The organism is Tumidithrix elongata BACA0141 (assembly GCF_036349135.1).
Lineage (GTDB): Bacteria > Cyanobacteriota > Cyanobacteriia > Pseudanabaenales > Pseudanabaenaceae > Tumidithrix > Tumidithrix elongata.
The window spans coordinates 13,216-27,148 of record NZ_JAZBJZ010000032.1 but is presented as its reverse complement, the minus strand read 5'-3'; the positions used below and the strand labels follow the sequence as shown (position 1 = coordinate 27,148).

Annotated in this window: 12 protein-coding genes and 1 pseudogene; 8 read left to right on the top strand and 5 right to left on the bottom strand. The window is 43.9% G+C overall.

Features of this window, described 5'->3' with window-relative positions; all coding sequences use genetic code 11:
• The first annotated feature begins 93 nt into the window (after nucleotides 1-93).
• From V2H45_RS10120 to V2H45_RS10100, 5 genes and pseudogenes are all read left to right on the top strand, one after another.
• Entirely contained in the window at nucleotides 94-1,614 is a 1,521-nt protein-coding gene (locus tag V2H45_RS10120; protein WP_330483519.1) for a site-2 protease family protein, read from the top strand.
• Between the two features lie 172 nt (nucleotides 1,615-1,786).
• Nucleotides 1,787-2,002: a chlorophyll A-B-binding protein gene (locus tag V2H45_RS10115; RefSeq protein WP_330483518.1), complete on the top strand. Its 216-nt coding sequence runs from the start codon at nucleotides 1,787-1,789 to the stop codon at nucleotides 2,000-2,002.
• 239 nt (nucleotides 2,003-2,241) lie between these two features.
• Nucleotides 2,242-2,418 carry an element excision factor XisI family protein gene (locus tag V2H45_RS10110; protein WP_330483517.1) on the top strand — a complete coding sequence of 59 codons (177 nt, stop codon included), beginning with the start codon at nucleotides 2,242-2,244 and terminating at the stop codon, nucleotides 2,416-2,418.
• 116 nt (nucleotides 2,419-2,534) lie between these two features.
• Entirely contained in the window at nucleotides 2,535-3,062 is a 528-nt protein-coding gene (locus V2H45_RS10105; protein ID WP_330483516.1) for a transposase, read from the top strand.
• Nucleotides 3,063-3,182: 120 nt separating this feature from the next.
• Nucleotides 3,183-3,380, top strand: a pseudogene (locus V2H45_RS10100) (SnoaL-like domain-containing protein); the annotation flags it as partial.
• Nucleotides 3,381-3,625: 245 nt separating this feature from the next.
• Here the strand turns inward: V2H45_RS10100 and V2H45_RS10095 are convergent.
• Entirely contained in the window at nucleotides 3,626-4,447 is an 822-nt protein-coding gene (locus V2H45_RS10095; protein WP_330483514.1) for a Tic22 family protein, read from the bottom strand.
• Nucleotides 4,448-4,851: 404 nt separating this feature from the next.
• Here V2H45_RS10095 and V2H45_RS10090 point away from each other — a divergent pair, with 404 nt between their 5' ends.
• Nucleotides 4,852-6,270: a GTP-binding protein gene (locus V2H45_RS10090; RefSeq protein WP_330483513.1), complete on the top strand. Its 1,419-nt coding sequence runs from the start codon at nucleotides 4,852-4,854 to the stop codon at nucleotides 6,268-6,270.
• Nucleotides 6,271-6,296: 26 nt separating this feature from the next.
• Here V2H45_RS10090 and V2H45_RS10085 read toward each other — a convergent pair whose 3' ends face one another.
• Nucleotides 6,297-6,749: an ATP-binding protein gene (locus V2H45_RS10085; RefSeq protein ID WP_330483512.1), complete on the bottom strand. Its 453-nt coding sequence runs from the start codon at nucleotides 6,747-6,749 to the stop codon at nucleotides 6,297-6,299.
• A 480-nt stretch (nucleotides 6,750-7,229) separates the two neighbouring features.
• Between V2H45_RS10085 and V2H45_RS10080 the strand changes: the two genes are divergently transcribed.
• Complete coding sequence (locus V2H45_RS10080) at nucleotides 7,230-7,703, top strand: MarR family winged helix-turn-helix transcriptional regulator (protein WP_330483511.1); 474 nt, start codon at nucleotides 7,230-7,232, stop codon at nucleotides 7,701-7,703.
• Between the two features lie 252 nt (nucleotides 7,704-7,955).
• Here the strand turns inward: V2H45_RS10080 and V2H45_RS10075 are convergent, their stop codons facing one another.
• Together V2H45_RS10075 and petC are read right to left on the bottom strand one after the other, a co-directional pair.
• Nucleotides 7,956-8,909 (bottom strand): apocytochrome f, encoded by a 954-nt coding sequence (locus tag V2H45_RS10075; RefSeq protein ID WP_330483510.1) that lies wholly within the window; start codon nucleotides 8,907-8,909, stop codon nucleotides 7,956-7,958.
• 112 nt (nucleotides 8,910-9,021) lie between these two features.
• Nucleotides 9,022-9,561 (bottom strand): cytochrome b6-f complex iron-sulfur subunit, encoded by a 540-nt coding sequence (gene petC, locus V2H45_RS10070; protein WP_330483509.1) that lies wholly within the window; start codon nucleotides 9,559-9,561, stop codon nucleotides 9,022-9,024.
• Between the two features lie 563 nt (nucleotides 9,562-10,124).
• Between petC and V2H45_RS10065 the strand changes: the two genes are divergently transcribed.
• Nucleotides 10,125-11,993, top strand: a complete 1,869-nt coding sequence (locus V2H45_RS10065; protein ID WP_330483508.1) for a serine/threonine-protein kinase — start codon at nucleotides 10,125-10,127, stop codon at nucleotides 11,991-11,993.
• Nucleotides 11,994-12,011: 18 nt separating this feature from the next.
• On the opposite strand, the gene V2H45_RS10060 is transcribed toward V2H45_RS10065, so the two are convergent.
• A complete protein-coding gene (locus tag V2H45_RS10060; protein ID WP_330483507.1) occupies nucleotides 12,012-13,823 on the bottom strand; it encodes a PAS domain-containing sensor histidine kinase in 1,812 nt (603 codons plus the stop codon).
• Between the last annotated feature and the right edge of the window lie 110 nt (nucleotides 13,824-13,933).

Sequence of the window (13,933 nt, the reverse complement as noted above, 5' to 3'; positions counted from 1 at the left end):
GAGGACTAAAGCGATCGAAACCGAATAGATCTCTAAGCAAACGAGAAATTCAGAGTTTTGTGAGATACGCTAGTTCTTATAACTTTAATTATTATGAAACCAACGCTTTTCATTCCTTTAGCAATCTTTACACTCACCTTAGCTTTGCTAGCTTGGGGGTACTATCGTTCCCGTCAATTTGGCAAGCTAGGAATTTTATCTTGGTTACAACTCGTTTTTTTAATGTCACCTTGGGTGATTTACTTTGGCTTAATTTTATCGGGTGTATTTTTGAGTTTTGCGGCACTGTTGTTTTTACTGGTGTCATCAACGGTGGGATATGTGATTTTAGGCAATCAGGTGCGAAAAACAGCCCTGAATGGAAAGTCCCAGACCGATCGCCCGTCCAATAAGCCAGAAAATCTTGCTGCCATTTCTGAAACGCAAGCCCCAGAGATCTTGCCACCCCAGGTGGGTATGCAGACTGAAAAGCTGAAGTTACAACAAGCCTCAAAGTTTAAACCGATCCCAGCCAACGATCTAAAATTAATTCAAGGCATTTTTGGGATTGAGACATTTTACGCAACGGAAACAATTCCCTATCAAGAGGGTGTAATTTTTAGAGGAAATTTGCGTGGTGATGCTGAAGAAGTGCATCAACGTCTATCGAAATCCTTAAGCGATCGCGTCGGCGATCGTTACAACCTATTTTTGGTCGAAGGTCAAGAAAAACGACCTGTGGTGATTGTGCTTCCCCATAGCCTTAACTTGGTGGATGAAGGCATTCCGCAAAAGGTGCTGGTCGGTATTTTGGTGCTTGCCAATGCCTACACGGCTTTATCGCTGAGCGGACAAATTGCAGGGGTAGATTTGTCGCAACATCCCGAACAGTTTTTTACGGCTATTCCTTTTAGTGTGGGCATTATCTTAATTTTGGTCTGCCGTGAATTGGCAATGCGTTGGATGGCAAAGCGCTATCAGGTCAAAATGAGTTGGCCCTTTTTGCTTCCATCTTCACAGCTCGGTTCGTTTGGGGCATTTAGCCGCATCCAGTCACCGATTCCCAATCGTAAGGCTTTATTTGATATTGCGATCGCCGCTCCCCTTGCCAGCGGACTGTTATCTTTACTGCTTTTAGTCGTGGGTCTAGTTTTAACGGCTCGAGGCTTGGGCGGGGTGGAAATTCCCAGTCAGATTTTTCAAGCTTCAGCACTCGTGGGGTCACTGGCGAAATTGATCCTCGGCAATGCTTTGCATGTCGATCTGATCAGCATTCATCCTTTGGTGCTTTTGGGCTGGCTAGGCTCGGTGATTACAGCACTGAACTTAATGCCAGCGGGACAATTGGATGGCGGCAGAATTGTACAAGCGGTCTATGGGCGTAAAACGGCGGGCTGGACAACAGCTTTAACCTTAATCTTTTTGGCGATCGCTACCTTAATTAATCCCTTAGCGCTTTACTGGGCTGGCATTATTTTGATTCTTTTGCGCGATCTAGAGCGTCCGATGCTGAATGAGATTTCTGATCTGGATAGCGATCGCGATGCCTTAGGTCTGGTTGCCCTGTTTTGGATGCTCTTTACCCTTTTACCCTTGACGCCTGCCGTTGCTGAGCGGCTAGGCATTGGTAGTTAGCCCCCAACCCCAATTCTAGGGGAGCAAGATCTCTTAAAGTCTCTAGAGGTTTAGTGCGGCTAGATCGTTTAACTCAAACATATTGGGTTTGGGTTGACTTATGCCCTCAGGAAGATGAAGTTAAGTGAAGGGTTTGTTACATTAGTTAACATAGAATTCAAACCAAACAGCCATGACCCAGCGCACCGTAATCAAAGACGACCGAGGACTTTTAAACAACTTCGCTTACGAACCACCTGTTTATATTGATGAAGAGTCCCGCTTTGGCTTTACGGAGTTCGCAGAAAAGTGGAATGGTCGGTTTGCGATGATTGGATTTGTGTTGTTGTTAGCGATCGAATACGGTACAGACCAAGGATTTATCAGCTTGCTAACCTCAGCCAATTAAGTTTCCGTACTAGCGTTTCTAGCCAAATTTCTCCAAATAAATCTTCTGAGGAGCCGTGACAGGCTCCTTTTTTTTGGAAGTAGAAGCAATGGAATGTTATACCAATTTAATTGGTGAAAGCAACAGATAGGAAATGCAAGACACTGTAATTCTTAACGACATGCAAGATCTGTTCTTTGATGCCGTTAATCATCGCTATGCGCTGATGTAATTTGGTTGGCATAGAGAGCGTCATCTATGTGAGTATCAAAAATGGTAAGGTTCTCATTGAGTATGATGGAATAGAGAATGGAATTACTCAGAAATTAGTACAAAAGGGTATTCCCGAACAAGATTTTGTGCTTGCATTTCTGCCAGAATTTCAAACTGTTTGCTTGAAATATCGCGATTTTCAAGAAAGTATGGACACAAGGTAGAATCAGAGAAAAGAGGAAAAATGGGAGTCGCATATTCAGAAGACCTGAGAAAATGCATCATCAAAGCACATTAAGAAGGGCAACAATCCGTAAGAAAACTAGCACAACGGTTTCAGGTGGGCAAAAGTTTTGTAAGTCAGTTGATTCAACAATTGAGGAAAGAGTACCAGAAAACAACTTGGGAGCTCGATCCTGCTCAGATGGTATTTTTAGACGGATCGGGTGTTCATTTAGGAATGACAAGACTATTTGGTCGAGCATTGTCAGGAGAAAGGGCACATGGGAGCAGACCCAAAAATCGAAGCAAAAACATCACGATGATTAGTGCTATATCTGTGAAAGAAGTATTAGCAACACTGACCTATGAAGGTGGGACAGATATATTTGCCTTCATGACCTTTATTACCCAAATGCTTGTGCCAGTGTTATGGGTAGGAGCAATCCTCTTGATGGATAATCTCAATGTTCATCTAGATCGACAAGTCAAAGCAGCGGTAGAAGCCGCAGGAGCAAAAGTGATATTTTTACCTAAATATTCGCCAGATTTATCGCCAATTGAACTCTTATGGTCAAAAATCAAAGAGTTTCGTAAACCTCGTACCCGTGAGGAATTGGATAACGCGAAGATGCACTTAATACTGTGACGAAGAAGGATATTGTAGGATGGTATTCAGATTGTGATGCTAAGACGGTTCTCCTATAAATCCGTCCTCGTTAACATGAAAACTGCGATATTTACCCTAAAATTAAGGTGTAACGCTGCACTAGACTTCTTTTCTAAAGTGACTGAATTTCGGGGAGCAGAGGTCAAAGCTGTTGCCTATGGTGAAGATGTAATTATTTCTGAATGGTTCGTTGACTATACCCATGCAGAATGGGGTAAGGTCACCCACGATCAAGTCTCTGTACAGCGATGGAAAGACGGGAAAGTAGTTCACGAACGCTTCTATTACGGCGCATAGCTTGACTGCTCTTGCAAAATTCACAGGACAGGCATCCAGCCTGCCCTCTCACTGAACTTTGAGCTTCTCAATAGGTCTAATCGTCCCCCCTCATATGAATTTCATATGAATTCGCCATAACCTATTGACCCGACAATGAAAGAGAATGAGTTCTATGGGGACTACTGCTTCTGATTACCCAAAAAGTATTGGGCAGTTACAGGGGCACTGTCCCCATAGGAATGCTATATGTGGCACGAACTAAGTTAGTTCGCTTTTAGCATTGCTTTTGGCTTAGGCTGCGGTGTTACGCTTGGCTGGGTAGGAGCAGGCTGGCTCTTGAGCACATATTCAAAAGCAGAACGAGACGGCACAAACTCAAAGCGATCGGCTTCAGGATTGGGCTTGTTATCCTTCGTCACCATAGAATCTAGCACCTGAAAAAGGGAAGTTACCTGAATCTTGGTGTCTTTGGCGACATCAGGTTGTTGTTGACGCGCGCGATCGATCAAGCCTTGTAGATCTTTTTGGTCAAAGAAAAACGGTACGACTTGTTTGCCATTTTGTTCGAGGGTTAAAAGACCTTGTCCATTTCCTTGAGCACCCGTAGCATAGAAAACAGGCACATTAGGGATTTGATCGGCGGGCTTACCTTGAGCGCTTAAGAGATTTCTAGCAGAATCAATGCTTGCCTTAGAGGGAACAAATTGGAAAGCTACCTTTTTGCCTTTATTTTGTTCAGCCAGCTTAATGGCTTGGAACATAGAACCTGTACTAATTTTTGCCTTGCCACCCACACTTGGATTTGAAGCTTTAAGTTGATTCAGCATTGCCTGAGCATCATCAGGACTGAGAAAAAATAGCATCAACTGGTCTGGATCTTCGGGCTTACGTCCTGCTTGTTGGGCCAATGAGCCTAGGAGTGGTGCGCCTTTATCATCGGTAATTGTGAAGATGGGAATACCATTCAGTCGCTCGATCGCCTGAGCCTCAGTCAAAGCATGTGCTTTTAGATTTGCGATCGGACTGATGGCGATCGCCCCTGCTATGCTGACCACTGTAGCGAGCTTTAGCAAAGATTTCATCATGGACATACATCTCCTGTTCATTAATTGCGTTAAAGATACACGAATCGATTCGGTTTGTGAATTTAATTTAGGGTAGGCTTTGGTTTCCCTTAGACAAGCTCAGGTTAATGCGCTCAACCTAAATCTGCTGGGGCTTCGATGGCAAGCGCTCAGCTAGTCGAAGCATATTATCAAATACAGCTCATTTTGGATTTTTAGGTGAGGCAAGTTATTTCCCTAGCAAAAAATCAGTTTGTTTTCAAAATGGTCTTTTGATGCTTTCACCTTTTACGTTGTTTAAGTCAGGTTGGCTGTGCTTTACCCCTCTAGCCCTATCACTAACTTGTCTTGACTTCACGATAATAATTATAGTTCCTGATTTTAGACTTTGAATTTCTGGCAGGGAGATTATGGAGAATAGTTCTATGAATGAAGATTTTCTAAGTTTCGATCGGATTTTTGACGAACTTAATTACAGGCAGGCTCAGCGCACCCTGCGCGATCTCGTGCAAAATCTCGACCTTACTGCTAGAGAGCGACAAGGCCTTGAACCCGAGCTAGAAGAACTTCAGCAAATGCTAGATAAGCTAGAAAAGCAGGTTGTGCAAATTGCTGTATTTGGCATGGTGGGGCGGGGGAAATCCTCAGTGCTGAATGCGCTAATGGGCGATCGCGTCTTTGAGGCAGGGCCCATTCATGGGGTAACGCGTACCAGCCAAAGGGCAGACTGGCAACTTTCGAGGGAATCTCTGACCAGCGATCGCGATCGCGAAATTTTGCGGGCATCTCTTAACGGTTCTGGGGAAACCCGCATCGAACTGATCGACACCCCCGGCATCGATGAGGTTGACGGCAATACCCGTGCAGAGTTGGCACAGCAAGTAGCACAGCAAGCCGATTTGATTTTATTTGTGGTCGCAGGAGATATGACCAAAGTGGAGTACGAGGCACTCTCTCAACTGCGATCGGCCAGCAAGCCAATGTTGCTGATATTTAACAAAATCGATCAATATCCCCCGCAGGATCGCATGGCGATCTATGCCAAAATTCGAGATGAAAGGGTGCGCCAGATTCTCTCAGCCGATGAAATTGTCATGGCAGCCGCTTCGCCCTTAGTAGCAAAAGCCGTCAAGCAGCCCGATGGCTCCTTTGAAGCGGAATTGGTTGCAGGACAACCCCAAATAGATGATTTAAAGTTGAAAATTTTAGAAGTCCTCGATCGCGAAGGAAAATCGCTGGTGGCACTAAATAGCATGATGTTTGCTGACCTAGTACAAGAACGGGTTGTGCAACGCAAAATGCTGATCCGCGACCAAAAAGCCAATCGTCTGATCTGGAATGCTGTAATTACTCAAGCAGTCGCGATCGCAGTCAACCCAATCACAGTGATAGATGTGATCAGCACAGCGATCATTGATGTGGCAATGATTGTAGCCTTGTCTAAACTTTATGGCATTGATATGACCAATCGCGGTGCGATCGCTTTGATGCAAAAAATTGCGATTTGTATGGGAGGAATTGGGGCAAGCGAGCTGTTGGCAACCTTGGGACTGGGTTCGCTTAAGAGTCTTTTAGGCATTGCAGCGCCAGTGACTGGTGGGCTAACCATGGGAGGCTATATCTCGATCGCGATTACTCAGGCTGCAGTAGCGGGGGTATCTACCTACGCGATCGGCCTAGTAACCAAGGAATATTTAGCCAATGGTGCTTCATGGGGAGCACAAGGGCCCAAAGCTGTGGTTAACCGCATTCTCGAAACCTTGGATGAGGCATCGATTCTGGCGCGGGTGAAGGAAGAACTGCGTGCCAAGTTAGATCTGAGCCGCATGGGGCGATCTCTATAATGCTTGAAATTACAGAAAAGCAAAAGCTATGAATTTGGCAGACTTTGGTCTAGTTCAGGATTTGCAAGATAGTGTCGTACTAGATGTAAGCAGTTGCGATCGTCTTCTGTCCGCCTATAACTGAGAATATCGGCAATCTGATCGAGCAGATCTAACCCCCTGCCGCCAGTTGCCTCTGGATCGACAACTCTAGATAAGTTTGCTAGTTTTTTCTCTAGATCGAAACCAACGCCCAAATCCCAAATTTTAAATTCGATCGATCGATCCGTTATAGAAGCTTCTAGCCAAATGGGGGTCTCAGCAGGCTTACCCTGATGCGCATGACGCACAGCATTGGTAAAGGCCTCGGCAAGAGCCGTTTGACATTTCATCCAGTCCATTTTTGGAATAAAGGGACGGTAAAGTTGGTTAAACCATATTAAAACTTGGGATAACTCGTCGAGGTCAGTTTTAGCTTGGAATTCGATTGTGGTAGACACAGTTTAAGTATCGAGACTAAATAAACTTACAAAACGCACCTTAAAAAAGTACTCAAAAAATTTTGGTAAAACTAACCGACTGCTTACACTTTTGTATTGTATAAGCATTCTCACGCGTTCACTAGGTTCATAGTGGACAAAAATACACTTAGCCGATCGAACGCAAACTATAAAAAGCTTGAGACCTATGCAAAATGTTTGTCGTTGCTGCTATACGTACGATCGCAATTGGCACAATTATTAAAACTTGTGATGCGACCATTTGCTCAAAGTTATGCAGTAAAAAATTATGATTGCTCCGCATAACCATGAAAAAAGTCCTTGTCGCTTAGCCAATTTAGGCTAACGCTCATGGGGCAAACTTTACAGTTTTGACTTGAGCCTTAAAGTGCTATATCCAATATGTTTTGAAATTGGGCTTGTGTAGTAGACTACACACACTCTAAGTACGCGTAGTAATATTGACTGCCTAAGTTGTCTATGACTGCCCTATCGCCTAAGCCCAAAATACCCAAAAAATGCCAATCGGTTCTTGCTCCTCATGGTATTGGCTATCGAATGCGCTTGCTGTCACAACTAACCAGTCGCAGATTTCAAGAGCAACTAGATGCACTTGAAATGGGGCTAACGCCCTTTCATTGGGTAGTTTTATGCTGCCTATGGCAAGAGGATGGATTGGCAACTACAAAAATTGTAGAAAAGCTGCAACAGGTGGGTGGAACCCTTACAGGAGTTCTCGATCGCATGGAAGAGAGAAAATTGATTTATCGCGAACGTGATATTAGCGATCGGCGCATCTGGAGAATTTGGCTCACAGCTACAGGTAAGCAGTTGCAAGAAGTTCTTCCACCCATCGTGTTTCAACTGATCGAAGAAACCACATTGGGAATAACCCAAGATGAGCGAGAACTTTTCTCTAGGTTAGTCGATAAGATGATTGCAAATCTCTCATAAACCAATCTCAAGATTTCCTTAACCCAAACTCATTGCTTCGGAACAGACCTGTTATACCAATTTCTCTTAAATTTGCGACAGATCGATTTTTGGGTTCCGCGCTCCGCGCGGTCTTTTCAAAAAAAGATGCAACGCATCTTTTTTTGAAAATGGTATTACTTCTATTGTTTGGCTAAAAAATAAAGCAGGCATTTAGCCCGCTTTATCGATATCTTGAATAGGAGAATTGCGTAGTTGTCCAATTCTTAGGCGTTAGAACTTTAGTTCTACGGCTTGAACCTTTTCAACTTGTTTCTTCTTGAGCACTAGCATGACTTGCGTCACAATGACGGAAGCAAAGAAAGCCAAGAGCCATTGAATTCGTCTTGGATCTTGCAACACAATTTCACCATCAGCTTGTCCAAATCCACCCACGTTAGGATTTTTGGTTAGAGGTGCACCTGCTTTGACAGAATCGTACTGAGAGACGATTAAGCTAGGTCCAGCAGGAATCTTTTCGACAACAGGGTCTCCAGTTTCAGGCTGAATGGTAACTTCGTAGCCACCATAGATGCCTTCATCTTCATTGGGAGTGATTGGGGAAATCTGCGCAACCGTGCCAGCTACTGACGCCGTATATTCATTGTTGTTGCTCTTTAGCCCTGTAGGATAGATCTGACCGCGACCGCGATTACCACCTGCGTGAACAGCATACTTGAGGAAGTGGATGTTCTTATCAGTAGCAGGATCGGGAGATAGAACAGGGAAAACAATTTCAGAATATTCATCGCCTGAAATCGGACCTACCAACACAATATTTTCTTTGGTGTCACTGTAGGGTTGATAGTAAATATCTTTGGTCTTTTCTTTTAATTCTTCAGGAATGCGATCTTCTGGAGCAATTTTAAATCCTTCTGGCAAGATTAAGACTGCGCCGATATTTAGCCCGCCCTTTGAACCATCGGCCGTAACTTGTTGTTGGCTATGGTCATAGGGAATTTTAATCACTGCTTCAAATACAGTGTCAGGCTTGACAGATTGGGGCAACTCAAGCACTGTCTTCTTTTCAGCTAGATGACAGTTAGCACAGACAATCCGCCCTGTTGCCTCTCTTGGATTTTCAAAGGCTTCTTGGGCAAAGTAGGGATAGGCTTGAACAGGGGATGCTGCCAGCCCATAAAACAGAATGGTTATAGCAGCGATCGCTACGAGCAACGTCTTTTTCATCGATTATGGTTTAAATATCTAAGAAATATATAAGTGCAAAATTATGTAATCAGCGATTAATGGGAAATGAGTAATTAATATCCATCAACTGACCACTGAACGCGAACCAAATCTATGACCACCAAGGTGCTTCGTTGGTGCGGAAATCAGTTTCTTTCCAAGGGATAAACTGTACCTTGTCATCAGAAACTTCAGCATGAACCAATGCCAAAGATAGTGGCGCAGGTCCACGTACTACCTTACCTGTACTGTCATACTGAGAGCCATGACAAGGACACATAAATTTATTTTCTGCTACGTTCCATGGAACAACACAGCCCAAATGCGTACAAACGGCGTTAATTCCGTAAGATGCAATATCTTTGTTGTCAGTCACAACTAAATAGGTTGGATCGCCTTTTAGCCCCTGAGCCAGTACGCGATCGCCAACTTGATGTGTAGCCAAAAATTGGGAGGCAACAACATCATTACCGAGGGCATCTTTGGCTGTTACACCACCACCACTACCACCACTAGAAGGCGGCACAAAATATTGCACTACGGGATACAGTGCCCCTAGTATTGTTACGCCAGCCGCTCCACCAGTTAGAAGATTCATAAACTGGCGACGACCCATGCTAGGCACATCACCTGATACGGAAGCTTGACTCATACCTGAAATTTATCCTTCTTATTTATCTTTCGCTCTTACTGCAATGATTTCCACAGACTTACGATTTGTTACTGGCTGATTGTGATTGGCTTAATAACTTGTAAGCGTGAATATTACATTTTGTATCTTGTTCTGTACCATCATATCTACTATCTCAACCCATCTCGCGATTTGTTTTGCAACGAAATGTTAACTTTGACTGTTTTGTAAATAAGTGTGAATTTCGTACAACACTTTTATGGCTAAGGTGCTGATGGCAAGCGATCGCGACCAATATTATTTTCACGAAAACTTTTGACGCCAGCCCATGGAAACTGAAAAGCTCAAATCTCAAATTTTCATAAATACAATACAAATTTACTGCGCTAATTTTATAAGGAGCTTGCTTTCTGAGGGGTTGATTATTTTTTAGAGATTTTTACATTTTGGGGCTTCTAGGTAAGATGAGAAGTAATCTCTTTAGCTGAATCTGACTGTGCTTTTTAACAAATGTCACTTTGGTAGCTAGGGGATAGTAGCCTTGTTTTTGTGTTGCTTCTCCCTCCCTTGTCTCTCTTTCTTATATGTCACAAAGCCAATCCTCCCAGTTTTCAAAATATCGAATCATTGGTCTGGTTGGCAGAGGTCAGTTTGGCAGAGTTTTGTGTGCCCGTAACCGTGAAACTAAAAATTTAGTTGCCCTTAAGGAATTAGAGCAAAAAAGATTTCCTACGAGTAAATTGTTGCGGGAACTGAGATTTTTGATCAGTTTACAGCATCCTAATATTGTGTCCTGCATGTCACTAGTACATAGCAAGAACTGCCGCTACCTTGTTATGGAATACTGTGCTTCAGGGACATTGAGGGAACTGATCGATCATCATTATCAACTTACCCCCCAGCAGTGCATTGATTTGGTAATCGATATTTTATTGGGATTAGAACATGCCCACAATGCCAAGATTATTCATTGCGATCTTAAGCCTGAGAATGTGTTGTTGACCTTAACAGCTAATGGTTGGCAAGCGAAGCTCTCTGATTTTGGTATTGCCCGACTCAGTCAAGAGATGTCAGAGGAAAATGGGGCAGGCAATACTGGTTCGCCCGGGTATATGGCTCCCGAACGATTTTATGGGCAGTTTTCGATCGCTTCGGATATCTATGCGGTGGGCATCATACTCTATGAGTTGCTGCTAAAAGATCGGCCTTTTACAGGCAAACCTTCCGAATTAATGTCCGCGCACATGAATCAAAGGGTAACCATTCCTGATTTGGTGCCGCGATCGCTGCAAGCAATTATCACAAAAGCACTTCAGAAACTCCCAGCTCGTCGTTACACGACCGCACGTCAGATGCTGGAAGAATTGCAAGCGATCGCCAACTCATCTGAAGTGATAGACCTGAATCTAGAGCCAATTGCCAGACTCAACGATTTACCAACGATCTCCTTAGCTGAACAAGCGGATTTACTCCTATGGCAAAATATGTCCGATCGCGTGGTGGCGATCGCCCATGCATCTCAAGATGGCGAATGGATTTACTATGCCACGGCAAATCAACTACAAAAACAACTCGTAGCCAAGGATTTGAGCTTTTATGAAGAAGAAGAGTTTGTGGCTAAATTTAATCCTGCGATCGCTGCAATCTTCATCTCTAAGCAAATCATCTTTGTCATTACCCAACGCAGCATTCATCGGCAGCTAGAGGGAAAATGGCAGACTATTTATCAAACGAATCAATCTTCAGAAATTCAAAGGGGAGAACTGCAAAGTCAGCAGCAGGTATCACAAAAATTTCTATGGGCGATATCTCCAGAAGCTGATTGGATTGCAGTTGCGATCGACAATTCATTAGAAATTAAGAACCTCAAATATTTGCGATCTGTGAAATTAGGGTTTAACCAGAGAACGATTCACTTTCTTGTCCCCCTTGACCAACATCACCTTGTCGCGATCTCCAATCGCACCGACACCAAAGATAGTCGTCTCATGGTGATCTCCCGCAGGGGAAACCTCATGGAAAAACGCACCCTGCCATCTCTTATTTCTCAAGCGATCGCGGGTCAACCCTCCAACCAATTGCTATTGGTAGAGGCAAAAAATCCTAAAACGATTCTTTTGCTTCAGCTAAAGCCCTACCACATCACACGAATTGTTTTAGCTTACCAACCGATTTTAATTGCATCGACATCTTGGGGCTATGCGATTACAGGAGCTTGCGAAACTGTACCTATGAATGCTTCACTAACAAGCGATCGCGCAAAGATTGGCAAAACTGCGATTATTCTCTTGGACTTTTACGGTCAGAATCTGGGTTGCCTAGAGGTGGAAGGAGAAATTGTGGAGATCGCCGCGATCGGCATCCAATCCCTAGCAATTTCTGTGATTCAAAATCAACGCCATCGGTTATGTTTTATCGATTTAAAAGAATTAGACATCGATCTAATTTTCTGATAGCGATCGCCTCCTCGTTCATACCCGATCTGGATCTTGTTGAATTGGAAGTTCTATCACAAATTCCGTACCTTGTCCTTCCTCGGAAATGTAATACAGTTTGCCACCATGTTTCTCGGTGATAATTTGATAGCTAATGGATAAGCCCAGTCCTGTCCCTTTTCCAACGGGTTTGGTGGTAAAAAACGGATCGAATAATTTGGCATCAAGGGATTTAGGAATTCCCCGACCATTATCTGCAATGCGAATGGCAATGTTACAGTCATCAAGCAGAATGGTTTGAATGCGAATACTCAAAGCCTTTGTCTGCCCATTCTGCCATGTGGGCTGTCCATTCACGAGAGACCACTTACCGCGTGATTGCCCCTCCTCTTCTAAGGCATCGATCGCATTCACCAGAATATTCATAAACACCTGATTGAGCTGACTGGCAAAACATTCGATCGCTGGCAACGCACTATATTCCTTAACGATCAGAATCTCAGGATGTTCGGGAGACGCCTTGATCCGATTTTGCAGAATCATCAAAGTGCTGTCTAGTCCTGCGTGAATATCAACAGGTTTAAAACCCGTTTCATCGGTGCGGGAAAAATGATGCAGCGATCGCACAATGGACTGAATTCGCTCAGCCCCAATTTTGATCGAGGCAATCAGTTTGAGAAAATCTTCTGCCAGAAAATCGACATCAATTTCTTCGGACTTGGCTTTAATTTCGGGTATAGGATCGCTATAGTGTTGACGATATAAATTTAAGAGATCGAGCAAATTTTCGGTATAGCTGTCTGCATGGGCAAGATTACCTGAGATAAAGTTCACGGGATTATTAATTTCATGGGCAATCCCCGCTACAAGTTGACCCAAACTTGACATCTTTTCAGTTTGAATTAACTGAGCCTGTGTATGCTTTAGCGTACTCAGCGCCTTTTCTAATCGTTGCGCTTGCTTTCTCGATTTGATCTCTGAAGACCGTAAAGCCATCTCTGCTGCGAGGCGTTCTGTAATGTCGCGAAAGCTCCAAACTCTTCCCACACAGATACCATCAACCCGTTGAGGCTGTGAGTAACATTCTAGGGTTCTGCCATCCTTAAGTTTAACCCTGTCAAAACTATCCGCATGGATAGGTAGTTGTTTGACTGTTTGGGTAAATACCTGAGGCGCTTCAAGTTGATTGAGCATAAATCTCAAAATCTGACTGTCATTGTGAGAAGTAAGAATGCGTTGGGGAATGTGCCAGAGATCGGCAAATTTTTGATTGCAGATCACGACTTTCCCCTGGTGATCGACGACAAGAATGCCATCAGCACTGGCTTCTAAGGTGGCTCCTAAAAGGGCAAAGCTACGATTGGTTTCGGCTTCGGCTACAACGCGATCGCTGATGTTGGTATAAATGCCTACCGCCCCTATCACGGTTCCTGAATAATCTTTGATCGCATCGGCACGTAACGAGACGGAAATCACATGCCCCATGCGGTTACACATTTCGATTTCATCGCTCCAAGAACCTCCAGCGATCACAGTTTTGAGGATTGCCTCTGCGATCAGCGGATTGGCAAATAGGGTCGGCGGTAGTTCAGAGCTTTTTAGCTCAGCCAAAGAATAGCCAAACAGATCGGAGAATGCCTTGTTAACATAAATTGCCATACCCTTCGTATCGGAAATACATACGGCATCACTGGCACTTTCGAGAGCCGTACCAATTTGCAAAAATGACTGTTCGAGGGCGAGGCGATCGCTAATTTCTGCTTGCAAAGCTGCCTGTTGAGCCGCAAGTTTTTGCTCTAGCTGTGCTTTAGCCCTTAGACAATCCTGATATTGCTCAAAATCTGTCACTCACTACCCCCTATGCTCGTATGAGCTTAGCTTCTCGCTTTCAAGAAATATGGCTAGCTACTCATAGCCGCTCGATCCCCAACGGGAATATATAAACATTGTATCGCTCG